Source organism: Pseudomonas sp. Colony2, from assembly GCF_019382755.1.
GTDB lineage: Bacteria > Pseudomonadota > Gammaproteobacteria > Pseudomonadales > Pseudomonadaceae > Aquipseudomonas.
In genome coordinates this window covers 2,566,973-2,590,139 of record NZ_CP080030.1, presented here as the reverse complement: position 1 = coordinate 2,590,139, position 23,167 = coordinate 2,566,973, and the positions used below count along the sequence as shown (strand labels likewise).

The 23,167-nt window shown below is 63.5% G+C and carries 17 protein-coding genes and 1 pseudogene; 3 read left to right on the top strand and 15 right to left on the bottom strand.

The window, feature by feature from the left end; translation table 11 throughout:
- The 15 genes and pseudogenes from JV201_RS29640 to JV201_RS10260 all read right to left on the bottom strand — a co-directional run.
- Positions 1 to 199, bottom strand: a pseudogene (locus tag JV201_RS29640) (ABC transporter ATP-binding protein); the annotation flags it as partial.
- 259 nt (positions 200 to 458) lie between these two features.
- Positions 459 to 971, bottom strand: a complete 513-nt coding sequence (locus tag JV201_RS10325; RefSeq protein WP_219406848.1) for a GNAT family N-acetyltransferase — start codon at positions 969 to 971, stop codon at positions 459 to 461.
- On the bottom strand, positions 968 to 2,410 hold the full coding sequence (locus JV201_RS10320) for an MFS transporter (RefSeq protein WP_087694965.1): 1,443 nt from the start codon (positions 2,408 to 2,410) through the stop codon (positions 968 to 970). Before JV201_RS10320 ends, JV201_RS10325 begins: the two co-directional genes overlap by 4 nt.
- On the bottom strand, positions 2,407 to 3,615 hold the full coding sequence (locus tag JV201_RS10315; RefSeq protein ID WP_008431174.1) for an acyl-CoA dehydrogenase family protein: 1,209 nt from the start codon (positions 3,613 to 3,615) through the stop codon (positions 2,407 to 2,409). Before JV201_RS10315 ends, JV201_RS10320 begins: the two co-directional genes overlap by 4 nt.
- Before the next feature lie 20 nt (positions 3,616 to 3,635).
- On the bottom strand, positions 3,636 to 5,351 hold the full coding sequence (locus tag JV201_RS10310) for an ABC transporter ATP-binding protein (protein WP_219406847.1): 1,716 nt from the start codon (positions 5,349 to 5,351) through the stop codon (positions 3,636 to 3,638).
- Positions 5,348 to 6,211, bottom strand: a complete 864-nt coding sequence (locus JV201_RS10305) for an ABC transporter permease (protein WP_087694968.1) — start codon at positions 6,209 to 6,211, stop codon at positions 5,348 to 5,350. The genes JV201_RS10310 and JV201_RS10305 overlap by 4 nt, the downstream gene beginning before the upstream one ends.
- Positions 6,208 to 7,188, bottom strand: coding sequence for an ABC transporter permease (locus JV201_RS10300; protein WP_003219850.1), 981 nt, complete (start codon positions 7,186 to 7,188; stop codon positions 6,208 to 6,210). Before JV201_RS10300 ends, JV201_RS10305 begins: the two co-directional genes overlap by 4 nt.
- Complete coding sequence (locus JV201_RS10295; protein ID WP_219406846.1) at positions 7,185 to 8,846, bottom strand: ABC transporter substrate-binding protein; 1,662 nt, start codon at positions 8,844 to 8,846, stop codon at positions 7,185 to 7,187. The genes JV201_RS10300 and JV201_RS10295 overlap by 4 nt, the downstream gene beginning before the upstream one ends.
- Positions 8,847 to 9,868: 1,022 nt before the next feature.
- Positions 9,869 to 11,269 (bottom strand): LLM class flavin-dependent oxidoreductase, encoded by a 1,401-nt coding sequence (locus tag JV201_RS10290; RefSeq protein ID WP_008431781.1) that lies wholly within the window; start codon positions 11,267 to 11,269, stop codon positions 9,869 to 9,871.
- 37 nt (positions 11,270 to 11,306) lie between these two features.
- Positions 11,307 to 12,965, bottom strand: a complete 1,659-nt coding sequence (locus tag JV201_RS10285) for an ABC transporter ATP-binding protein (protein ID WP_219406845.1) — start codon at positions 12,963 to 12,965, stop codon at positions 11,307 to 11,309.
- Positions 12,962 to 13,825, bottom strand: a complete 864-nt coding sequence (locus JV201_RS10280; protein ID WP_003219920.1) for an ABC transporter permease — start codon at positions 13,823 to 13,825, stop codon at positions 12,962 to 12,964. Before JV201_RS10280 ends, JV201_RS10285 begins: the two co-directional genes overlap by 4 nt.
- Before the next feature lie 15 nt (positions 13,826 to 13,840).
- Complete coding sequence (locus JV201_RS10275) at positions 13,841 to 14,893, bottom strand: NADP(H)-dependent aldo-keto reductase (protein ID WP_219406844.1); 1,053 nt, start codon at positions 14,891 to 14,893, stop codon at positions 13,841 to 13,843.
- A 32-nt stretch (positions 14,894 to 14,925) separates the two neighbouring features.
- The gene (locus JV201_RS10270) at positions 14,926 to 16,179 is read right to left on the bottom strand and encodes an acyl-CoA dehydrogenase family protein (RefSeq protein WP_003219924.1); all 1,254 of its coding nucleotides are present in this window, start codon (positions 16,177 to 16,179) and stop codon (positions 14,926 to 14,928) included.
- A gap of 23 nt (positions 16,180 to 16,202) precedes the next feature.
- Positions 16,203 to 17,135, bottom strand: a complete 933-nt coding sequence (locus tag JV201_RS10265; protein ID WP_008431773.1) for an ABC transporter permease — start codon at positions 17,133 to 17,135, stop codon at positions 16,203 to 16,205.
- The gene (locus JV201_RS10260; protein WP_219406843.1) at positions 17,132 to 18,835 is read right to left on the bottom strand and encodes an ABC transporter substrate-binding protein; all 1,704 of its coding nucleotides are present in this window, start codon (positions 18,833 to 18,835) and stop codon (positions 17,132 to 17,134) included. Before JV201_RS10260 ends, JV201_RS10265 begins: the two co-directional genes overlap by 4 nt.
- 433 nt (positions 18,836 to 19,268) lie before the next feature.
- Between JV201_RS10260 and JV201_RS10255 the strand changes: the two genes are divergently transcribed.
- The 3 genes from JV201_RS10255 (at position 19,269) to JV201_RS10245 (ending at position 23,114) form a co-directional block, all read left to right on the top strand.
- Positions 19,269 to 21,419, top strand: coding sequence for a TonB-dependent receptor (locus JV201_RS10255; protein ID WP_219406842.1), 2,151 nt, complete (start codon positions 19,269 to 19,271; stop codon positions 21,417 to 21,419).
- A 92-nt stretch (positions 21,420 to 21,511) separates the two neighbouring features.
- A complete protein-coding gene (locus JV201_RS10250) occupies positions 21,512 to 22,252 on the top strand; it encodes an SDR family NAD(P)-dependent oxidoreductase (protein ID WP_219406841.1) in 741 nt (246 codons plus the stop codon).
- Between the two features lie 28 nt (positions 22,253 to 22,280).
- Positions 22,281 to 23,114, top strand: a complete 834-nt coding sequence (locus tag JV201_RS10245; RefSeq protein WP_219406840.1) for a CmcJ/NvfI family oxidoreductase — start codon at positions 22,281 to 22,283, stop codon at positions 23,112 to 23,114.
- Positions 23,115 to 23,167 lie beyond the last annotated feature (53 nt).

The window sequence follows — 23,167 nt, the reverse complement described above, 5'->3', positions numbered from 1 at the left end:
GCCCGTTGCTCACGGTGCGGGTGATCTGCCCCAGCCCCCAGGGCGTCAGAATCGAACACACCACCGCGGCGATCTGCAGCAGCAGGATAGCCAGGTACCAACCTTTGAAATGTCCGATGAAATGCCGCACAAACGCCGCCGGCGTCGATGGCAAGTGCTGGACATTCCAGGTGCGAAACAATGAAAAAGACGAACTCATGGCCAATGACATTCCTGAATGACGCCTGTGGCCGCGCAGCTTTCAGGCAAAAATGGTGAGTGTGATCGTTCCCACGCTCTGCGTGGGAATGCATCCGGTGACGCTCTGCGTCACGATTTTAAGAGCGGACGCAGAGCGTCCAGAGCGGCATTCCCCTGTGGCGAGGGAGCTTGCTCCCGCTGGAGTGCGAAGCGCTCCCAGAATTTTGGGGCCGCTGCGCAGCCCAGCGGGAGCAAGCTCCCTCGCCACAGGTTCAGCGTCACTTTTGGGATTGGTAGCGAAGTTCCTCCAACTCACGACCGCCCCGAGCAAGGGTGCGGCTTGATTCGGGCTGCGCTATCCATCCTGCATTTTGGTAAAAGCGCACTGCCCGCCGGTTTTCAGCCAGCACCCACAACGTCGCCATCTCCAGGCCCAGGCTCGCGAGATGCTCCAGCCCCCTGAGCCACAGCGCCCTGCCCACCCCCGTTCCCCAATGCTCGGCCAGCACATACACCGCCTGCACTTCACCGGTTACGCCTGGATCAGCATCCTCATCACGACTCGAGCTGACAACAATCCAGCCCACCACACGCCCCTCGACCTGCGCGACAAACACAGCTTCGCTCCCCTGCTCAATCGACTGCCGCCAAAAGGCTTCACGCCGAGGCTGCGTCGCCTCCAGCGAAGCCAGGTAATCCGCCGGCATCAGTTCACGATAAGCCTGCTGCCAACTGCGAATATGCACCCAGGCAATGTCACCTGCGTCCTCGATACGTGCTGCACGAATCATCCAATTCCCTCTGCGCGTTTTGCATAAATCGCCGAGCCCGCCTGGGGCGACAGCCTGCGATAGACCAGCCCCGACAAGGCACACAGCAATCCGGCACCCGCCATGATCCAGGCGATATCACTCTGCTCGACCGTGGCATGCCCGCGCACGGCCATGATCAAACCGAGCAGCCCCGCCGCGATGCCCACCGATAAACTCAACGTCAACTGAATGGTCATCGCCGACAGGCTGCTGGCGCGGCTGGATTGCTCCGGTGGCACGTCGGCATAGGTCAACGCCCCCAGGGTGCTGAATTGCAGCGAACGAATGATCCCGCTGCCAAATAACACCAGTATTACAATCCAGTAAGGCGTTGATACCTCGAACAGGCTGCACGCCAGGATGGTTGCACCGGTGAGCACCGCATTGCCGATCAAGGTGCGCCGGAAACCGAAGCGGCTGACAATCCGCACTGCCAGCATTTTCATCAGCAACGCCCCCACGCCACCGGCAACGCTCAGCAGCCCCGCCTGCAACGGGTTAAGCCCGAAACACAGCTGGAACAGCAACACCAGCAAAAACGGCTGTGACGCGCTGCCGATGCGCATCAGGTTGCCGCCCCAGAAGCTCACCGCGAAGGTCGGGATTTTCAACAATGAAAAATCGATCAACGGGTACGCCGTCCGCCGTGCATGCAGGACATACAGCCAGGCACTCAACAGCCCGCCGCCAATCAGCAGCAACGCCCACTGGCGCGGCAACAGGCCGTGGCCCAGCACCTCGAAACCGAACACCAGCCCGCCCAATGCCACACCGCTGAGCAACAGGCCGGGAACGTCCAATGGCTGGCCGGGCGTCCCGGAATAGTCCGGGATATAGCGCAGCACCAGGATCACCCCAAGCACGCCGATCGGCAGGTTGATCAGGAAGATCCAGTGCCACGACAGCACCGTCACCAACAGCCCGCCCAACGGTGGGCCCAGCAGCGGCCCAACCAGCGCCGCCACCGTCAGGTACGACATGGCACGCAGCAGGTTTTCCCGCGCCGACCAGCGCAGCAGGATCACCTGCCCCACCGGCACCATCATCGCCCCCGCAGCGCCCTGGGCCAAACGCGCCAGGGACAGTTGCAACAACGAGCCCGAGCAGGCACAGGCCACCGACGCGAGGGTGAAGAGCACGATGGCGCTGATAAACACCCGACGCGGCCCGAACCGGTCGGCCGCCCAGCCGCTGACCGGCACGAACAGCGCCACCGCCAGCAGGTACAGCGACACCACCAGGTTCATGCGCACGCTGGGCTCGCCGAAATCCTGGGCCATCTGCGGCAGCGCCGTGAGCACCGCCGTGGCGTCGATCAATTCCATGAACAGCGCACAGCCGATGATCATCGGCACCCGGCGCGCGTGCCCGGTGCCCACCTCGCCCAAGGGGTGTGAAAGGTCGAGGGCTTTGTTCAAAACAGCCCCGATGTCGGAGGCGGCGTGCCCTTGAGTTGCCAGGCACCCACGGCTGCGGCTTTCCAGTGCCGGGGATTGTGGTTGGCCACGGTGCGCGCGTTGCGCCAGTGCCGGTCCAGGTTATGCGCGCGGCCGGTGGTGGAAGCGCCACCCACGTCGAACACCAGCTCGGCGGCCTTGAGCGCCGACTCCGCCGCGATGTATTGCGCCTGGGCCACGTCCACTGCCGCCTGGTCGACGGCCACCGCATCAAGATCCGCAGCCCAGGCGCGGTCAATGGAGTCCGCCGCGTGCAACACCACCGCTTCGGCGGTAAAGGCCCGGGCCGAGACGTCGCCCACGCTCAGTTCCACGTACGGGTCATCCACCGAGCGCGTGGCGCTGCTGTGCTTGATCGGCCGCGCATGCTCCTTGGCAAAGGTCACCGCATCATTCAGCGCATTACGCGCAATACCGGCCTGCACCGCCGCGAGGAACACTTGCAGGAACGGCGTGACAATCGTGCGCTTGCCTTCCTCGACGGTGCGGGTGCGGATCTCGCTGGCCAACACCTGCACATCATGCAGATGGGTGGTGCCACTGGCGGTCAGGCGCTGGCCCATGGCGTCGAAATCATCCAGCAACTCCAGGCCCTGGCGGTCGCGGGGCAGGATGAACGACACGGGCTGGTCATTCTCGTCCAGGGCGACGGCGCTGACCCAATCGGCATACAACGAACCGGTGCTGTAGTACTTGCTGCCGCAAGCGCGAAAGTGCTCGCCGTCACGCACGATGCGCGCACTGATCGAACCGTTGGCACCGCCGACTTCCCAGCCGGCATTGCCGATCACGGCGCCTTGCAGGTAGCGCCCGAACCAGCGCTCGCGCTCCTCCTCCGCCCCCTCGGCGCGGGACGCCAGCAGGCCTTCGACAAACCCGAAACCGGGGCGCAGCGCCTGGGCCACGTTGGAGTCGGCCGAGGCGATGCGAATCAGCAAGGCAATCACGTCCTTGACCGAACCACCGGCGCCGCCAAACCGCTTGGGAATCCGCACGGTAAACAACCCGGCCTGGGCGATCTGCGCCACGGCCTCATACGGCAGTTGGCGGTCACGCTCACGTTGCGCAGCGCCGGCGGCAATCTGCGGCAGGATGCGGTCGGCGCGGGCGTTCAGTTCGGCCACCGTTACAACCGGCGGCGTGGGTACAGCAGACAACTTGCTCATGGCACTTCCTTGATTCAGGTCTAGATGGCGATTTTCCACAGGCGCGATTCATCAAACAGCCAGCCGGGGTTTTCCGGCTCCAGGGCCGGCACCACCAACTGCGTGCCGCTGCCGGGCAGGCGTGGCACCGCGCCCAGCAGGCGCCGGGTGTATTCGTGCTGGGGCGATTCAAACAACGTCTCGACGCTGGCGCTTTCCACCACCTGGCCGTGGCGCATCACCAACACTTCGTCGCTGACGTGGCGAATCACCCCCAGGTCGTGGGAGATAAACAGGTAGGCCAGGCCCAGCGAGGCTTGCAGGTCGGCCAGCAGATCCAGGACCTGGGCCTGCACCGACACGTCCAGCGCCGACACCGGCTCGTCGCAGATAATCACTTTGGGGTTGCTGGCAATCGCCCGGGCAATCGCCACGCGCTGGCGCTGCCCGCCCGACAGTTGCAACGGTCGGCGCTCGGCCAATTGCGGCGCCAGGCGTACCTGGTCGAGCAACTGTGTCATGCGGGCCGCCTGTTGCTCGGCGTCGATACCGGCAACGTCCAGCGCATCACTGAGGATCTGCCCCACCGTCCAGCGCGGGTCGAACGAACTCAGCGGGTCCTGATAAATCACGCTGATATCCCGGCGATGCACACGGCGGGTCTTTTCCTCGACCCGCTCGGTACCTGCCGCGGCCCATGGCTGGTCGAGAAAACGCACCTCACCGGCATCCGGTTGCAGCAAGCCGAGGGCGATGCGTGCCACGGTGGTTTTGCCGGAGCCGGATTCACCGACGATGCCCAGGGTGCGACCGGCGCGCAGCTCGAAGCTGACGTTATCCACCACCTGACGCGACTGTTGATCGGGGCCGACATACCGTTTGCCCAGCCCGGAGGCCTTGAGCAACACCGGCGAATCCGCGCCGGGCCGTGGTTGCGCCACAGCGTTGCTGCGCTCCGGCGACAAGCGTGTGCCCCGGGCATGTTCGGCGGGCACCGCATCCAGCAGCGAGCGGGTGTAGACGTGGCGTGGGTTGAGCAGCACCTGATCCATCGGGCCCTGCTCCACCACTTCGCCGTGGCGCAGCACCAGCACCTCATCGGCCAATTGCGCGACCACTGCCAGGTCATGGCTGATGATCAGCAGCGAATCGCCACGGGCCTTGATCTGCTGCAATACCTGCAGGATCTGCGCCTGCACCGTGGCATCCAGCGCCGTGGTCGGTTCATCGGCGATCACCAGGCCGGGGTTCAATGCGAGTGCGCTGGCAATCAGCGCACGCTGGCGCAGGCCGCCGGAGAGTTGATCGGGGCGCTGGCAGGCACGCAGTTGCGGTTCGGGTACGCCCACCAGGTCCAGCAGTTCGATGACGCGTTCGCCACGGCTGCGACGGTCGCCCCAACGATGGGTCTCCAGCACTTCGAGAATTTCCTTGCCCACCGGCCGCAACGGGTCGAGGGACACCAGTGCATCCTGCAACACGAAGCCGATGCCATTGCCACGCAAACGACGCCAGCCGCGTTCCGACAGGCTGAGCAAATCCACACCGTCATAGCTCAAGGTGCGCGCCGTAACCTTCGCGCCCGCACCCGCCAGGCCGATCAGGCTGCGGGCGGTGACGCTTTTACCGGAGCCGGATTCGCCCACCAGCGCCAGGGTCTTGCCAGGCTCCAGGGTGAAAGACAGATTGCGCACCACCGACTGCCCGGCAAACTCGATGGACAGCCCTTCAACGATCAAGCGTTTCTGGTCGCTCATGAAAGACGGCCCTCCAGGCGTTGTTGCAGGTAACGGCCAGTGACCGTGGTCGACAGCGTGGTCAATACGATGAACAGCCCGGGGAAGAACGTCAGCCACCAGGCGTTGGCGATGAAGTCGCGGCCCATGGACAACATGGTCCCCCACTCCGGTGCCGGCGGACGGGCGCCCAGGCCGAGAAAACTCAGGGCCGAGGCCCAGACAATCGCCTGGCCCACGCCCATGGTCAGGGTCACGATCAACGGGCGCATGGCGTTCGGCAGCAACTGGCGCAGGATGATGCGCAGCGGCGGATGCCCGAGGGCACGGGCAGCTTCGATATAGCCCGCGTTGCGCACCGCCAGCACCTGGCCACGGACCATCCGCGCATAACCCGGTGCACTGCCCAGCCCGGTGGCGACGATCAGCGGGCCGATGCCGCTGCCGAAAATCGCCACGAACAACAGCGCCAGGATCAGGCTCGGAAACGCAAACAGCACTTCCAGCAACCAGCCCACGCCGCGGTCCACCCGCGCGCCGCCCAGCCCGCCCAACAGGCCAAGCACAATGGCGATGGTCATCGCAATCGCCGTGGCTGCCAGGCCGATGAACAACGACTGGCGAGTGCCATGGATCACCCGCGAAAAAATATCCCGCCCCGACTGATCGGTGCCGAACCAGTGGCTCAGGCTCGGCGAATGAAACGCATCGCGGGGCACGATGGCCAGCGGGTCGCTGTAGGCGAACAACTGCGGCACCAGCGCCGCGACGATCACCAGCAACAGAAAGGTAATCGCCAACAGCGGGCCGAGGCGCAGCGTGCGAGTGGTGCGCTGAATCCGCAGCGCGGGCAGCGGTGTTTCCAGGGTCAGGCCACTCATGCTGGAAGCTCCTGTTGGCGAGGGTCGACCCACAGGTACAGCAGGTCGACCAGAATATTGGCGAGCACGTAACCGGCGGCGACCACCAGGCTGATGCCGATGGTCAGCGGCAGGTCCTGGGCCTGCACCGCCTGGTACAACTGGCGGCCGAGGCCCTTGCGGGAAAAAATCACTTCGATCACCACGGCACCGCTGATCAGCGCGCCGATGGCCCAGCCCGACAGCGAGATGCCCGGCAACACGGCGTGGCGCAACGCGTGTTTGAAGCGCACGTTGAAGTCACTCAGGCCACGGGTGCGGGCGGTCAGGATGAAGGGTTGGTCGAGGGTCAAATCCAGGGATTCGCGGGTGACCTGGGCGATAAACCCGGCCAGCGGAATCGCCAGGGCGAACGACGGCAACACCAGGGTGCGCCAGCCATCACTGCCTGCCGGCGGGAACAGCCGCAGGCCGAACGCAAACACCGCCAGCAGCAGAATCCCCAGCCAGAAGTGCGGCAGCGCGGCGGCCAGGGTTTCGGCCAACGAGGCCAGGCTGGCAACCCAGCGTCGCCGGCCGGCGGTCAGCACCGTCAGCGCCAGCACCAGGACCCAGGCCAGGGCGAGGGACGTCAGGGTCAGCTCCAGGGTCGGCCAGGATTGCTCGGCGAGCACTCGGGTCACCGGCAGGTGCTGGGAATAGGAAACCCCCAGGTCACCCTGCACCAGTCGCCCGAGGTACAACGCGTATTGCACCGCCAGTGGTTTGTCGAGGCCGTACTCGCGGGTGGCTTCGGCGATGGTCTCGGGGGTGGGGTTGCCGCTCGGGCCGCCGAGGATCGCCTGCACCGGATCGCCGGGCATCAGGCGCAAGGCAAAGAACGTCAGCGTGGCCACCGCCCAGAGCACCAGCACGCCGCCGGCAAGGCGCCACAGCGCGCGTTTGCCGAGCCGGGCCAGGCGCTCGCGCCGTGGGTTGGCAAGTGATGTGTCGCTCATTTGTTCACCCATGCGTCATAGAGATAAGTCACCGCCAGCGACGGCTCCAGCCGCACGCCCTGGGTGGTCTTGTAGATACCCAGCCGCGTGCTTTGCGGGTAGGTGGTCAATTGCAGGTACTGGCTGGAAGCGATTTTCTGCGCCTGGTAATACAGCGCCCGGCGCTGCTCGCTGTCCTGGGTGGTGAGGGCTTGCCGGATCAGCGTGTCGAACGCCGGGTCACTGAAGCCTGCGGTGTTCTGGTGGTAACCACCGACACCCGCCGGGCTGATGAACTCACTGCCGAAGATGATCCGCAGCACGTCGGCGGTGTTGGTGTTCCAGTAGCCGAGGCGAATGTCGTAGTCCCAGTCGGCCTGGCGTTTGGTGGCCTGTACGTCACTCATCTGGTCGACGATCAGCTCGAAGCCGACCTGCCGGGTGGTGGCCTGCACCTGTTCCCACAAGGTGTATTCCGACGGTGGCGTGCGGTTGCCCATCACCACGTGAACTTGCAGGCGCTTGCCGTCCTTGGTGCGGTAGCCCTCGCTGTCGCGCTGGGTCCAGCCGGACTGGTCGAGTAACTGAGCAGCCCGGGCCGGGTCGTAATCCTGGGCGTGCTGGAACTCCGGGCTGTAAAAGCGCGTGGCAGGGCTCAGCGGCCCGCCGGCGCGGGGGAATTCGTTGAAGTACACGCTCTTCAACGCGCCCTCGATGTCGGAGCTGCGCACGAAGGCTTCGCGCACTCGCACGTCATCGAACGGCGCACGGGTAATGTTCAGCGTGCCGTTGGTGGGGTTGCCGGGGCGTTGGGCGATCACCAGGGTCAGGTCCGGGTTGCGTCGAGCGGCCTCGTGGGATTCGGGGGGCAATGCCTCGATCACGTCGACCTCGCCAGCCTGCAACGAGGCGAAGCGCACGGAAGGTTCCTGGATGAACTTCCAGACGATCCGGTCGAGCCAGGCCGGGCCCTGGTGCTTGGCGGTGGGTGGCGCCCAGTTGTAGTCGGGGTTGCGCATCAGCTCGACCTGGCTTTGCCGGTCCCAGCGCACGACCTTGAACGGGCCGCTGCCGACCGGGCTTTCGCAGTTCACATCGCGCGAGCGCAGCAATGCCGTGGGGGACTCGATGCCGAGGAAGCCTTGGGCGAGGACTTCAAGAAAGGCCGCGTACGGCGTGGCCAGGTGCACCACTGCGGTGTATTCGTCGAGCACGTCGGTGCTGCGGTATTGGCGGATGTAGCCGCCTGCGGTGCTGGATTGGGTCTTGGGGTTGGCCATGTGGTCGAGGTTGGCCTTCACGGCGGCGGCGTTGAACGGGGTGCCGTCGGTGAAGTGCACGTCGTTGCGCAGGTGGAAGGTGTAGGTCAGGCCGTCGGGGGAGACTTCCCAGGTCTTGGCGAGCCAGGGGCCGATGCGGCCGTCGGCGTCCATCGAGACCAGGGAGTCGAGGTACTGCTGGGCGACGAACACCTGGGGCATGTCGCCGGCCACGTGGGGGTCGAGGCAGGTGGGTTCGCGGTCTGTGGCGTAGACCAGGGTGCCGCCCTTTACCGGCTGGTCACTGCGGGTGACGGTTGAGCTGCCTTGGCCACAGCCCAGCAGCAGGCCGCAGAGTGTGGCGGTGCCGATAAGGAGCAACGGGCTGGATCGTCGCGGGTAAGGGGCGGGTTCTTGCATGATGGGTCAGGCCTAAAGTCCGGGAACTGGGTCATTGCACAAGGCATGCCGGGTTTTTGGGGCTGTAAACAGGGGGGATTGGAGGGTTGGGGGATTGCTGAAAACGACAATGTGTGTGGGAAGTGTTGGTCAGGCAACAGCTCGGCCTTGGGGGGGCGTGAGGTTTGAGTACATATCCGTTGCTGCGGTAACGGCGGCTATTGGTTCCGCTCTTACAGCGGCTCACTTTTGAACAGCGCAAAAGTAAGCAAAACGCTCTTGCCCCACCACTCGGCACCTCGCTTAGGCTCGGTGTGCCCTCACTCCGGCTTTGGACCGTGGGCCGCCGCGATGGGCCATCCTTGGCCCAGCGCGGCTAACCCGGCGTCCTGCCGGGTTACCCACGCTCCAAAGCCTGCGTTCGGCCAGCGTGGTTTAACGGGGCGCCYAAGATCAAGATCAAAAGCAGATCAAGAGCACAGCGGCCTMCCGGCCGGCTTGAGTGTTGAAGAGCAAAAGCCAAATCAAAATCTAAAGCGGGCACGGTCAAAAATGTGGGAGCGGGCTTGCTCGCGAAGGTCGTTAACGATGACGCCGGCATCCTGAATGAACGCGGCGCTCTCAGGTTTTCGCGAGCAAGCCCGCTCCCACAGAAAAGCAGATCTGTTTTCGCTCTGGTTTTTGCTTTTGCTTTTAACACTCAAGCCGGCCGGGAGGCCGCTGTGCTCTCGCTTTTGATCTGCTTTTGATCTTGATCTGCGGGCCCCGTCAACCACGATGGCCGCAAGTAGGCACGGTGGAGCGGGTAAATCGGCAGGGAAGCCGATTTAGCCGCGCCGGGCCATGGATGGCCCGTCGCGGCGGCCCGCGGAATCGGGCCGGAGTGCGGGCATGCCGAGCCTAGGCGAGGCACCGAGTGGTGGGGCAAAGACCTTTTGGTTACTTTTGGCTGGGCCGGCATTCCGGGCGTTTGCCAAAAGTGACCCGCTGTAAGAGCGGAACCMYAAGCCGCCGTTACCGCAGCAACGGATATGTACACCAACTCACGCCGGAAACCGCAATGGCAACGCCGGCTTCAGCAACGCCGCCGGATCCCGATAACGCGCCCCAAAGTGGTCCCCCGGCAACCGCGCCCGCCCAGCCCCAAACAACCGCTCCCGCAACGTCTCCCCCTCGTTGTACCGCTCACGAAACCGCCCCCGACGACGCAACTCCGGCACCACCAATTCAATAAAGTCCCGCGCCGTCTCAAACGACAAATACTGCCTCAGGTTAATCCCGTCGATCCCATCCTCATCCAGCCATTTCTCAATCGCGTCCGCCACCACCGTCGGCGTACCCGCGACAAAAAACCGCTCGCGATTAAACCCACCCAGCTGCGCCAATACCGCCCCAACAGTGGAGTCCGCCTTGTACCGGCTCAAACTCTCCCACCCCTTGACCTGCCGACTCACCAGATCACTGATCAACGTATCCCGCGGATACGCCGTCAAATCAATCGCCGACTGCCCGTGAGCCAGCGACGCCTCGACACTCACCAACTTGCGATAACTGTCGAGCTTGGCACTCACCTCCTCATCCGTCCGCCCAACGATCACCCCCGCCATCACAATAAACTTCAACCCCGCCGGATCGCGATCATGCTCAACCGCCTTCTGCCGCATCGCCTGGATATTCGCCCGCACCGCCGGCGCATCATTACCACCGGTAAACACCACTTCGGCATGCCGCCCGGCAAACTCGATCCCGGCCGGTGACCCCGTAGCCTGAAACAACACCGGCGTACGCTGCCGCGAAGGCTGGCACAAGTGTGGGCCGGCAACCTTGAAGTGTTCCCCCACGTGGTTGATATAGCGCACCTTGTCCGGATCGGTGTAGATCCGACGCTCACGGTCGACAATCACCGCGTCATCGTCCCAGGAGCCTTCCCAAAGCTTGTACAGCACGTCGAGGTATTCATCGGCGATCTCGTAGCGGTGATCGTGAACCACCTCAGTGTCATGCCCGAAGTTGCGCGCCGCATTCGGCAAATACGAGGTGACGATGTTCCAGCCCACCCGCCCCTTGGTCAGGTGATCGAGGGTACTCATGCGCCGCGCAAAGGCGAACGGCGGTTCGTAGGTGGTGGAAAAGGTCGCGCCGAAACCCAGGTTCTTGGTCACCCCGGCCATCGCCGGAATCACCAGCAGCGGGTCGTTGCTGGGAATCTGCATGCCCTCACGCAGCGAGGTCTCGGGGCCGTCGCGAAAGCGGTCATAGGTGCCAATCACATCGGCCAGGAACACGCCATCAAAGGTGCCGTATTCCAGCAGCTGCGCCAGCTCGGTCCAATAGTCCAGGTCGTTGAAACGGTGCCGGTTGTTGTCCGGGTGCACCCACAAACCATGGACGATGTGGCTGACGCAGTTCATTTCAAACAAATTCACGTGCAGTTGCTTGGGCACCAGGAGCACTCCTTTCGTAGATACGTTTTCCAATACGTCAGATCGCGACATTCAGGTAGAACGGGATCGGCGTGTAGTCGGTTTCAAGGGTCGGGATCGCATCGATCAGCGCGCGGGTATAGGCATGGGCCGGACGGTCGAACACCGCGCGTACCGAGCCGGACTCCACCACTTCACCGGCCTTCATCACCAACACGCGCTCGCTGACGTGGTTGATCACGCCGAGGTCATGGGAAATGAACAGGCAAGCCAGGCCGAGGCGGCGCTTGAGGTCGTCGAGCAGTTCGAGAATCTGTGCCTGTACCGACACGTCGAGCGCCGACACCGGTTCATCGCAGATCAGGATCTGCGGCTCGGAAGCCAACGCTCGGGCAATCGCGATGCGCTGGCGCTGGCCACCGGAAAGTTCGATCGGCCGGCGCGACAAGGCGCTGGCATCAAGGCGTACCAGTTCCAGCAGTTCCAGGGCACGGTCGCGCCGGGCATGACGCGGTACGCCAGCCACCACCAGCGCTTCGAACAGCACACGCTGCACGGTGTAGCGTGGGTCGAAGGAGCTGAGCGGGTCCTGGAACACCACTTGCACCGCACGCCGGGCTTCGCGTTTTTGCCTGGCGTCGAGGTCGGACCAGCGCTGGCCATTGATCCACACCTCGCCGGCATCGGCGGTTTCCAGGCCGAGTATCAGCCGGGTCAAGGTGGTCTTGCCGCAACCCGATTCGCCCACCACCCCCAGCGTCTCGCCGCGACGCAGCTGTAGCGACACCTGGTTCAGCACCATGCGGGTTTTGCCGTCGGGGCCGACAAAGGTTTTGGACAGCTCGCGTGCTTCAAGCAGTATTTCGCCCTGGGGCGCCGGCTCGGGCTCCACCGCCGTGAGCAGTCGGCGTGTGGGCTGGAAGTGCACGGCCTTGGCGGCCCGCAGCAGCAGTTGGGTATACGGATGACGCGGGTCTTGCAGGACCTGTTCGGTGCTGCCCTCCTCCACGATCACCCCGTGGCGCATCACGGCCACGCGATCGGCCAGGCGCGAGACCACCGACAGGTCGTGGCTGACCATCAGCAGTGCATTGTCTTCACCGCGCAGGCTCTCCAGCAGGGCGATGACCTGGGCCTGAACCGTGGCATCCAGTGCCGTGGTGGGTTCATCGGCAATGATCAGCCGCGGATTGCAGGCAATCGCCGAGGCGATCAGCGCCCGCTGGCGCAAGCCGCCGGAAAGTTGCCAGGGGTATTGGCTGGCGCGCAGTTCCGGTTCCGGCACACCGACATCCCGCAGCAGTTCCAGCACCCGCAGGCGGCGTGCTTCCAGGCCCAATGCGGTGTGCAGGTGCAACGGTTCTTCGATCTCGGCACCGACGCGGCGCAGCGGGTCCAGCGCGCCCAACGCGTCCTGCATCACAAAGCCGATGCTCGCGCCGCGCAGTTGCTGCCAGGCCCGCTCGTTGAGCTGGCGCAGGTCGACGCCCTGGAAGGCCAGTTTGGCGGCCTGGACATGGGCGTCCTTGCCGGTGAGGCCAGCCAGGGTGCGGGCGGTGACGCTTTTTCCGGACCCCGACTCCCCCACCAGCGCCAGGCATTCACCCCGGCTCAACTGCAGACTGACACCGTGCAACACTGGCTCGGCCTGGCCGAAACGTACTGTCAGGTCGCGGATATCGACCAGCGGGCCGAGGGTATGGATACTCATCGTCATAGAGGCTTTCCTTCGCTGCGGCGCAAGAGTTCGCGGCCGATGGCACTGATGGAAACAACGGTCAGGGTGATGATCAGGGCGGGCCAGGCCACCAGCCACGGCGCATTGGCCAGGAAGCTGCGCCCGATGGACATCATCCCGCCCCACTCCGGCGCAGGCGGCGGTGCGCCGAAGCCGAGGAAACTCAAGGCGGCACCGGCAGTGATCGCGCCGCCGATGCCGATGGTGGCGAGGATCAACACGGGCTTGAACGCATTCGGCAGGATGTGCCGCAGCACCACCGCCAGCTGCGATTGGCCGAGGGTGACGGCGGATTCGACGTAGCCGGCATTGCGTACGCTGAGGGTTTGCGCCCGCACCAGGCGCGCATAACGCGGCACACCGGCAATGCCTATCGCGAGAATCAGATTGGCCGTGCCCTGGCCGAAAAACGTGATGATCACCAGCGCCAGCAACAGGTCGGGAAACGACAGCAACACGTCGATACCGCGCATCAAGGCGCCGTCCAGCCAACGCGGACCGAGCCCGGCGATCAACCCGAGCAAGGTCCCCCAGGCCAGGCCCAGCGCCGTAGCTGCGAGGCCCATGAACAGCGACGAACGCACGCCATAAATCAATCGGCTGAGCACATCGCGCCCGTTCTCATCAGTGCCCAGCCAATGCACATTGCTCGGCGCCTGGAACGCCATGCGCGCCGACGCCTCCAACGGGTCATACGGGGCCAGCCATTGCGGAACAACGGCGGCCAGCAGCAACAGCCCGACAAATACCCCGGCGAGCAACAGGCCCGGCCGCAGTTGGGTAAACCCGACAAGACGCAACGGGCGATTGCCGATCAACGTTTCAATGGTTTGCGTCATGCCAGGCTCCTGGTGCTAAGGCGCGGGGTTGGGGATGCGCTGGTGGATGGCCTGGATCTGCGCCTTGATCTCATCGCCAAGAGTCACGTCCAGCGCGCCGAGGTTGTCGCGCAATTGCGCCAGGCTGGTTTGCCCGGTCATTGCGCTGGTGACGAAGGGTTTGTCGATGATGAAGGCCAGGGCCAGTTGGGCCGGGGTGAGGCCATGTTGCCGGGCAATCTCCACGTAGCCGGTGATGGCCTCCTGGGCCGAGGCACTGTCGTAGCGATTGAAAGTGCGGTACACCGCCGACAGCCGCGAGCCCTCGGGCCGTGCGCCGCCCAGGTACTTGCCGGTGAGTGCACCGAAGGCCAGAGGCGAGTACGCCAGCAGCCCGACGCCTTCGCGATGGGTGAACTCCGAGAGGCCGCCTTCGTACAGGCGGTTAAGCAGGCTGTAGGGGTTTTGCACACTGGCAATGCGCGGCAGGCCGAGGCGTTCGCTTTGCTTGAGAAACTCGGCGACGCCCCACGGGGTTTCATTGGAAACCCCGATGTGGCGCACCTTCCCGGCCTTGACCTGATCGGCCAGCACCGCCAGGGTTTCCTCGATGGCGACGCTCTGGGTGTCTGCCTGATACGGGTATTCGCGCTGGCCGAAGATGTTGGTGGTGCGGTCGGGCCAGTGCAGTTGGTACAGGTCGAGGTAGTCGGTGTTCAGGCGTTTGAGGCTGCCGTCGAGGGCTTCGACGATGTTGCGCCGGTCGTGGCGGCTGAGGCCGTCGCGGATGTGCTGCTGGCTGCTGGGGTCACGGGCCGGGCCGGCGATTTTGCTGGCCAGGATCACCTCGTCACGTCGACCACTGGCCGCCAGCCAGCTGCCGATGTAACGCTCGGTGGTGCGCCAGGTTTCGGCCTTGGTGGGCGTGGGGTACATCTCGGCGGTGTCGATGAAATTGATACCTTCGGCCAGTGCCAGGTCGATCTGTTGATGGGCATCGTTTTCGGTGTTCTGGTGGCCCCAGGTCATGGTGCCGAGGCCCAGCACGCTGACTTGGATGTCGCTGTTGCCCAGTTGGCGGTAACGCATGGGTGATCCTTTTTTCTTCAAGGGTTGATGGCTCATACCGCACTCGCTTCGTCGCGGGCGGCCTGCTGCTCGGCGTCGGCGGCTTGCAGACTGCGCCAGGCGGCGTTCGGGGTGACGTCATTGAGGTAGTAGTTGCCCAGTGCCCGTTCGCGAAAGATCGCCGGGTTGTGGGAGGCCAGGGTTCGCGCGTTGCGCCAATGCCGGTCGAAGCGACGCGACTCGCTGGTGGCGGAGGCGCCGCCGACTTCGAACAGCAGCGTGGTGGCTTCCAGTACCTGTTCCAGCACGATCTGTTGCGCCTGAAAAGCGCGAATCTCGGCCTCGGTGTAATGCTGTTCGGTTGCGTGCCCGCCCTGCTCCGCTTCGTGCACGTCCTGCAGCACCTCGGCGACGGCCAGCACCTGGGTGCGTGCGGCATAGGCCAGGCTCGACAAGCGGCCGATCACCCGCTGCACCAGCGGGTCATCCTTGGGGCTCGATTGCCCCGGCACACCAAACGCGCGGGTGCGGCCCTTGACGAATTCGGTGGCGTCACGCAGCACGGCGTTGGCGATGCCGGCCAGGGTCGCCAGGTGGAACAACTGGTAGAAAGCGCTCAGGTAGGACTCGGCGCGCAGTTCGTCTTTCTTGAAGCGCCGCACAATGTGCTGCTCCGGTACGTTCACCGCCTTGAAGCGGGTGGTGCCGCTGCCGGTGAGTCGCTGGCCAAACCCGTCCCAGTCATCCTCGACGGTGACACCCGGCGCGTCGGTGCGTACCGCCAGGCTGACAAAATCTTCGCCATCCAGGGCCACGGCGGCGATCCAGTTGGCGTACAGCGTGCCGGTGCAGTAGTACTTCTCGCCGTCCAGCTGCCAGCCAGAGTCGACCGCGCTGAGGGTCACCGAATTGCGGGTGGTGTCGGTGCGCTCGGCCATCGCGGCGCCCCACAACTCGCCGTCGACGACTTTGGCGAACCAGTAATCCTGGGAAGCGCTGTCGCGACTGGAAAGCCGGCCTTCGACGAAACCGAAATGCGCGCGCACAATCTGCGGCAGGTTTGAATCGGCCTCTCCCAGCTCAATCAACAGGCGAAACAGCTGCGGCAGGCTTGCACCCAGGCCGCCCAAGGCCTGCGGCACACGCAGTGCGCCAAAGCCGGCCTCGCGCAGCCAAGCCACCGCGTCATGGGCCAGCTCGCGTTGCTGCTCGCGGGCGACGGCGGTGTCGGCTATCCGGGCAAATACGTCAGCGAAACGCTGGTGCAAGTCGGCATAACTCACTTCAGCGGGGATCGAAGCACTCATGGTTTTTCCTTCTTCAAAGGCACTCACGCTTGGTTGGCCCGAGGGTCAATCCAGCGGTTGATCAAATCGACGGCCAGGTTCACCAGCACATAGACGGTGGCGGCCAGCAAGGTCACGCCCAGCACCACCGGCACGTCTTTGTTGCTGGTGGCATCAAGCATCAAGCGCCCGATGCCCTGGCGAGCAAACAGCAATTCCACCACCACCGCGCCGCCCAGCAGGCTGGCGAACACGAACCCGGCCAGTGTCACCAACGGCACCAGCGCATGGCGCAAGGCATGACGCAGGCGCACAGCGGTTTCGGACAAGCCACGGGCACGGGCCATGGCAATAAAGGGTTGTTCGAGGGTGTCTTCCAGGGACTGGCGCAGCAGCTGGGTCAGCACTGCCGCTACCGGCAACGCCAGCGCGATTGAGGGCAGGATCAATGAGCGCCAGCCAACGGAACCGGAGGGCGGCAACCAGTGCCAATGAAACGAAAACACCAGCAACAACAGCATCCCGATCACAAACGAAGGTGCTGATGACAGCACCAGCTCGCTGCCTGAAACGGCTGAGCGCACCCAACGCGAACGGTTGGCGGTGAGGATCGCGCACACCAGGGCCAATACCACCGCCAGCAACGCCGCGCTCAGGGACAGTTGAATGGTTGCGCCGATCTGCTCGGCAATCGCCTGCTGCACCGGGATACGCAAGCGATAGGACTCGCCCAGGTCGCCATGGGCCAGGCGCACCAGGTAATTGCCGTATTGCACTATCAGGGGTTGGTCCAGGCCGTACTCGGCACGCACCCGGGCCAGCAGCTCCGGGGTGGGCATCGAATCCGGCCCGCCGAGGATTGCCAGCGCCGTGTCACCGCCGCTGAAATTGACCGCGAGGAACGTCAGCGTCGCCGCGCCCCACAGCACGCCAATGCCCGCCAGCAGGCGCCAGGCGATGGATTTGAACAGGCTCATGGTTGCCCCCGGTCCAGCCAGATGCTGGTGAAGAACGGTACGTTGTGGGAGGTATCGAAAATCACCCCCTGGACCTGCCGGCCATACGCGGTGAGCACCTGGCTTTCCACCGAAGGCACCGCCGGGACGGTTTCGGTCAGGCGCTTTTGCGCCTCGCCATAGAGCGCCTGCAATTGCACCGGATCGCGGGATTGGCGAGCGGCGCTGAGCACGCGATCCAGTTCGGCATCACGGAAGCGCCCGACGTTCTGGCCGATGATCTTGTCGGTGCTGATGGCCTGGCTGTGATAGAGCACGAACAGGCCATCGGGTGTGTTGGTGTGCCAGTAACCGCCCGCCAGCGCCTGGAACTTCCCGGCGTAGCGTTTCTCGGTCACGCGGGTCAGCGGCAGCATTTCGATGGGCATCTCGAAGCCGACTTTTTTCAGGTCGGCCTGGATGGCCACCGAAACGCTGGCGGGAAACGCCGGGTTGTCATAGGACAGCATCGTTGCCTTCAGGCGCTGCCCGTCCTTGGTTCGATAGCCCTGGGCATCGCGCCCGGCCCAGCCGGCCTCGTCCAGCAGCGCATTGGCGGCTTTCACGTCGTAGGCCAGGGCGTCGTTGTTGGGTTGATAAAACCGGGTGTTGGCCGCCAGGAAATCCGCCTTGGCGATGTATTCGCCGAAGCCGGAAATCCACGCCAACCCTTCGCGGTCAATGGCCTTGGCCACTGCGCGACGCACCCGTACATCGTCGAACGGTGGCTGTTCGACGTTGAAGGTCATGCTGCGGCTCGGGTTGCCTTTGCGGATCCGGCTGCGCATCACCAGGCTCGGGTTGGCACGGATGGCGGCGGCATTCTGGGCCGGTGCATCAAGCGCGAAATCCGACTGGCCGGACTCTAGCGCCGTGAAGCGGATCATGGCTTCGGGGACGTAGCTCAGTTCGATACGGTCCAGGTAGGCCTCGCCCGCGTGGCGCGTCACCGGTGGCGCCCAGTTATAGCCGGGGCGCTTGATGAACACCGCGCCCTGGTCACGGGTGTAGCTCTGCAACGTAAACGGCCCGCTGCCGATGGGGTGCTCGGCGATGGTCTTGGGCGCCTCGCGAATCTGCCTGGGCGAGATCATGCTCAGCCAGGACTGCGCCAGCACATCCAGGAACGGCGTATAGGGTTCGCGCAAATGGGCTTCGAAGGTGTAGTCGTCGATGACCTTGCCATCCAGGTACGGCGCGATATAGGCCGCGGCCAGTGGGGACTTGGTCGCCGGGTCGCGCATGTGGTCCAGGTTGGTTTGCAGCGCCTGGGCATTGAATTTCTCGCCGTCGCTGAAGGTCACGTCGTCGCGCAGGTGAAAGGTGTAGGTCTTGCCGTCGTCGGAGATGTCCCAGGAGCGGGCCAGCCACGGGCTGATATTGCCCTGCTCGTCCTGGTACACCAGGCAATCGAAGAGAATCCGGCCCATCCACTGGATGTTGCCGTTAGACAGTGCGTGAACATCGAAACTGCCGGCGTCGGAGGCGGCTGAGACGCGCAAAGTTCCGCCACTGCGCCCCGGTGACGACTCATGAAAGTCCGTCGCCGAATAAGTCACTACACCGTTGGTGACCGTGCCATCAGCCGCAGACGTTTCATGTTTCGGTGCCGCAGCCGGTGAGCAGGCATTGACTGCCAGGCACAGTGAAATAACCGCCGAAAGTTTCAGGATGGTTGTCAATGACACTTCCTTAGAGGAACTCGATGAACACTGAAAGTTTGCAATTACGGGGTGTAATGCAGTGAGCATGCCAGTCTTCAAGAAACGCCATATTGACCACAAAACCAGCGCAAAACCCTTGTAAAACGGGGCGAACACTGCCAAACACTTATATGGTTATACCCGTTATACACCCCGGGATTGTTGGTAGCCTTACACACTGCTTATCAACTGTTGCGTTCGCGACAGCTGCAGCAATCCCAGCCATTAAAGTTGACTGTTGAGAATCAAACACCGATTCAAAACAAAGTATCCCGCAGAACACTTAACCTTAACTAAGCGCCCGTATTCCTTGGCCAATAGTCTTGGCATAGAAACTGCTAAGAGCGAAACAGGCATGACTATTCGAATAGAAAGCTGGGGCTCTTTTATCTATTCACAAGGAACACGCTTAATGGATCCAATCTTTCGGGGAGAGTTGCAAAAGTTGACACTTGCCGTGCGGCAAGCAACTTGGCTGGCGATGGTGGGGCTGGGCTCAGCCCTGGTTTTTTCCGCCAGTGTGCAGGCAGATGATGAGGTCACACCGACGACCGGAACACGGCTAAAGACGGTGACAGTAGAGGCACAAAAAATCACGCCCGTTGAGGCAGCCAAAAGTCAGCTGTCCGAAGTGCCAGGCGGCACCAGCGTGGTCGACAGCGAACAGGTGGCCAAGGGACGCACCGCCACCTTGCAGGACACCCTCGCCTATCAGCCGGGCGTGTTCGTGCAGTCCACCGGCGGCAACGACGCGGCCAAGATCTCCATCCGTGGCTCGGGCGCCAACACCTCGCCGGGGTATTTCCGTGAGGGCATCAAGTTCCTGTTCGACGGCCTGCCGATCACCGGCCCGGGCGGCACCCCCTATGAATTCCTCAACGGCTCGGGGGTGAACTACACCGAAATCCTGCGGGGGGCCAACGCCTTCCAGTACGGCGCACTGAGTCTTGGCGGCGCCATCAACTTCGTCAACCAGACCGGTTACACCGCACCCGGGCTGCGGGTGCGAGCGGAAACCGGGAGCTACGGCTACAACAAGCAAAGCCTGAGTGTCGGCGGCGTCGAGGGTGCGTTCGATTACTACCTGAATGCCGACAACTACCGCAGCGACGGCTACCGCGACTACAGCCTGTCGAAGAGCCAGGGCGTGGTGGCCAACTTTGGCTACCGCTTCAGCCCGCAACTCGAAACCCGGGTGATGCTGCGTTACCGCGACGAGTTCCACAACGACCCGAGCGCCACCACCCTGGATGCGGTCAAGCACCATTCCGACCGTGCCAGTGCCACCGCCGAAAGCAGCGGCGCCGGCAGCCGTCGCCCCGGCAGCGTATGGCTGGGCAGCAAGACCACCTACACCTTTGAGGACGACGCCACCCTGTCGGTGGGTTTCGTCTACTACCAGTACGCCCACAACAACAGCCCGAACAGCCCGAGCAACCCCAGCTACTGGGACTGGCATGACCTGAGCGCGGTGATCAACTACGACCGCCGCGACACCCTGTTCGGCCACGAAAGCCGCTCCAGCCTGGCCTTCACCTCCACCGAGCACCTCAAGGGCCAGGTCGACTCCACCTTCGCCAACAAACAGACGCGCAAGTTCGTCGACTACAGCTCCTCGTTCGATCACGTGTTCTCCGTGGGCAACGACCTGGAACTGGTAGACGGCCTGTGGCTGACCAGTGGCGTCTCGGCGATCAACGTGCGCCGCCATGCCGACGTCAAGGAAGCCCTGGTGGCCAACACCACCACCTACCCGAGCGATGTGACCTACGACAACTGGAGCCTGGCACCGCGAGTGGGCGTGCGTTACGAGTTCAACCCACAACTGCAAGTGTTTGCCAACGTCAGCCGCTCCGTCGATCCACCGGCGTCCTGGGAATACTCCGGCTCCGGGCCGACCACGCCGTACGTACGGCCGCTGGTGGAACAGAAAGCCAATACCGTGGAAGTCGGGATCAAGGGTTCATCGGGCATCTTCGACGGCAGCCTGGCGCTCTACCGCTCGTGGGTGAAAAATGAATTGCTCAACGTGCAGATCATCCCGGCCACCTCCACGGCTGCTGCGGTCACCGGTGCATTCAACGCCACGCCGACGATCCACCAAGGGATCGAGGCCGGCTTGAATACACGCCTGTGGGAAAACACCTCGGGTGAAAAAATCACCCTGCGCCAGGTGTATACCTATAACGACTTCTACTACCGCCACGACCCGACCTTCGGCGACAACCAACTGCCGGGGATTCCGAAGCATATCTATCAGGGCGAAGTGCAGTATCAGCACCCGGCGGGCTTCTATACCGGGGTGAACGTGCAATCGGCTTCGCGTACGGCGGTGGATTATGCGAACAGCTTCTATGCGCCCTCCTACACAATCTTCGGGGCGAACGCGGGGTATGAAACGCCGAGCAAGGACTGGAAGGTGTCGCTGGATTTGAAGAACCTGACCAATCAGAAATACGTGACGGCGGTGCAGCCGTTGTATGACGCGAAGGGGCAGGATACGGCTTCGTTGTATCCAGGGGATGGGATTGGGGCTTATGTGGCGGTGGAAATGCGCTATTGAGTCAGCGCATAACCTTAGCTGTCGATGTTCTTATTCCTCACGCCCGGCGATGGGTAAATTGTTAGCCACGTATCTCATTGAGGAAGTGGCTAATGTCTGAGTCTCGATCCGAGCCTGTGGTGTGGGTTGCCGGTGTGGGTGCCGTGGCCGGCCTGGGAGCGGCGCTGGCGCGACGCTTCGCGCGGGAGGGTTTGCAGGTGGCTGTCAGCGGCAGGAGCCCGGACAAGTTGCAGGTCGTGGTCGAGGGCATCCGTGCGCTCGGCGGGGAAGCGGTGGCTATCGTGGCGGACTCGGGAATCGAGTCCGAGGTGATCGCCGCCAGCCAGCAGATCAGCCAGTTGGGCCCCCTCAAGGCCGCGATCTTCAATGTCGGCAACTCCGTCGCAGCGCCGACCCTGGAGTTGAGCGCGCAGCTGTTCGAGCAGACCTGGCGGGCATCGACCCTGGGTGGCTTCCTGTTTGCCCGCGAGGCCACCCGCTTGCTGCTCGCCAGTGGTGGCGGCAGCCTGTTGTTCACCGGGGCTACCGCTTCATTGCGAGGCAAGCCACCGTTCGCCGCCTTTGCTGCCGCGAAGGCGGGCTTGCGCTCACTGAGCCAGTCATTTGCCCGCGAGTTCGGGCCGCAAAACGTGCACGTCGCCCATGTGGTCATCGATGGCGCCATCGACGGTGAGCGCGTGCAAAGCCGGGCCCCGGATTACCTGGCGCGACTGGGGGAAGACGGTGCGCTGAAACTCGAAGACATCGCCGACGCCTATTGGTACCTGCACATCCAACCGCGCAGCGCCTGGACCCAGGAACTGGACCTGCGGCCCTTCAAGGAACCCTTCTGAAAACCGCCTCACGGCTGGAGGATTGTTCATGGGAACTCATCAGACTCATCTCGCCCCGCCATCGGTCATCGGCGAACTCAACTACCTGCTGGACACCGGCGAGCGACCGGTGAACTACACCTTCCCGCAGCCAGACGGCACACCCAAGCGCAACGGCGTGCTGGACCCCACCCAAGTGAGTATTCACAACGCCCGGTTGCTCGACGAACCGGCTTGTCTGGATCGCAACGGTTTCGAAAGGATCGACCACACCAGCTCGGTACCTGACCTGGAAAACGATGATCAGGTCCGTGAACACTACTATCCGGAAACCGAAGCCTTGCTCAAGCAACAGACCGGTGCGGTGAAAGTGGTGATCTTCGACCACACCATCCGGGTGGACGAGCCTGGACGCGAGGACCGCGGGCTGCGTGAGCCGGTGCGGTACGTGCATAACGACCAGACCGAGCGCTCGGCGATTCGCAGGGTACGTGATCATTTGCCTGCGGATGAGGCTGAACAGCGGCTGCTGGAACGGTTTGCGATTATTAACGTCTGGCGGCCGATTGGTGCGCCGGTCCTGAGTACCCCACTCGCCCTGTGCGATGCGCAAAGCATGGCCGAGAGCGACTTGCTGCCCAGCGACCTGGTGTATCGGGACAAGGTTGGCGAGACTTTTTCGGTCAAGGCCAATCCCGCACATCGCTGGTATTACTACCCGCAGTTGCGGCCGGATGAGGCGCTGCTGTTGAAGATCCATGACTCGCGTAGCGATGTTGCAAGGCGCAGCGCGCATACGGCGTTTGATGACCCGACTACGCCGGTGGATGCACCGCTAAGGAGGAGTATCGAGGTGCGGGCGTTGGTGTTTTTTGGGGAGTGAGTCTTGGGTTTCTCTTCAGCCATCAAAAAGCCCAACCTTTTCAGGTTGGACTT

What these genes read in the sequence shown, in the direction of transcription:
- JV201_RS10300 (WP_003219850.1), bottom strand. Translation starts at nt 7,188, where the DNA reads ATGAGCGACACATCACTTGCCAACCCACGGCGCGAGCGCCTGGCCCGG.
- JV201_RS10325 (WP_219406848.1), bottom strand. Translation starts at nt 971, where the DNA reads ATGATTCGTGCAGCACGTATCGAGGACGCAGGTGACATTGCCTGGGTG.
- JV201_RS10310 (WP_219406847.1), bottom strand. Translation starts at nt 5,351, where the DNA reads ATGAGCGACCAGAAACGCTTGATCGTTGAAGGGCTGTCCATCGAGTTT.
- JV201_RS10250 (WP_219406841.1), top strand. Translation starts at nt 21,512, where the DNA reads ATGTCTGAGTCTCGATCCGAGCCTGTGGTGTGGGTTGCCGGTGTGGGT.
- JV201_RS10285 (WP_219406845.1), bottom strand. Translation starts at nt 12,965, where the DNA reads ATGACGATGAGTATCCATACCCTCGGCCCGCTGGTCGATATCCGCGAC.
- JV201_RS10255 (WP_219406842.1), top strand. Translation starts at nt 19,269, where the DNA reads ATGGATCCAATCTTTCGGGGAGAGTTGCAAAAGTTGACACTTGCCGTG.
- JV201_RS10245 (WP_219406840.1), top strand. Translation starts at nt 22,281, where the DNA reads ATGGGAACTCATCAGACTCATCTCGCCCCGCCATCGGTCATCGGCGAA.
- JV201_RS10270 (WP_003219924.1), bottom strand. Translation starts at nt 16,179, where the DNA reads ATGAGTGCTTCGATCCCCGCTGAAGTGAGTTATGCCGACTTGCACCAG.
- JV201_RS10265 (WP_008431773.1), bottom strand. Translation starts at nt 17,135, where the DNA reads ATGAGCCTGTTCAAATCCATCGCCTGGCGCCTGCTGGCGGGCATTGGC.
- JV201_RS10275 (WP_219406844.1), bottom strand. Translation starts at nt 14,893, where the DNA reads ATGCGTTACCGCCAACTGGGCAACAGCGACATCCAAGTCAGCGTGCTG.
- JV201_RS10315 (WP_008431174.1), bottom strand. Translation starts at nt 3,615, where the DNA reads ATGAGCAAGTTGTCTGCTGTACCCACGCCGCCGGTTGTAACGGTGGCC.
- JV201_RS10280 (WP_003219920.1), bottom strand. Translation starts at nt 13,825, where the DNA reads ATGACGCAAACCATTGAAACGTTGATCGGCAATCGCCCGTTGCGTCTT.
- JV201_RS10295 (WP_219406846.1), bottom strand. Translation starts at nt 8,846, where the DNA reads ATGCAAGAACCCGCCCCTTACCCGCGACGATCCAGCCCGTTGCTCCTT.
- JV201_RS10305 (WP_087694968.1), bottom strand. Translation starts at nt 6,211, where the DNA reads ATGAGTGGCCTGACCCTGGAAACACCGCTGCCCGCGCTGCGGATTCAG.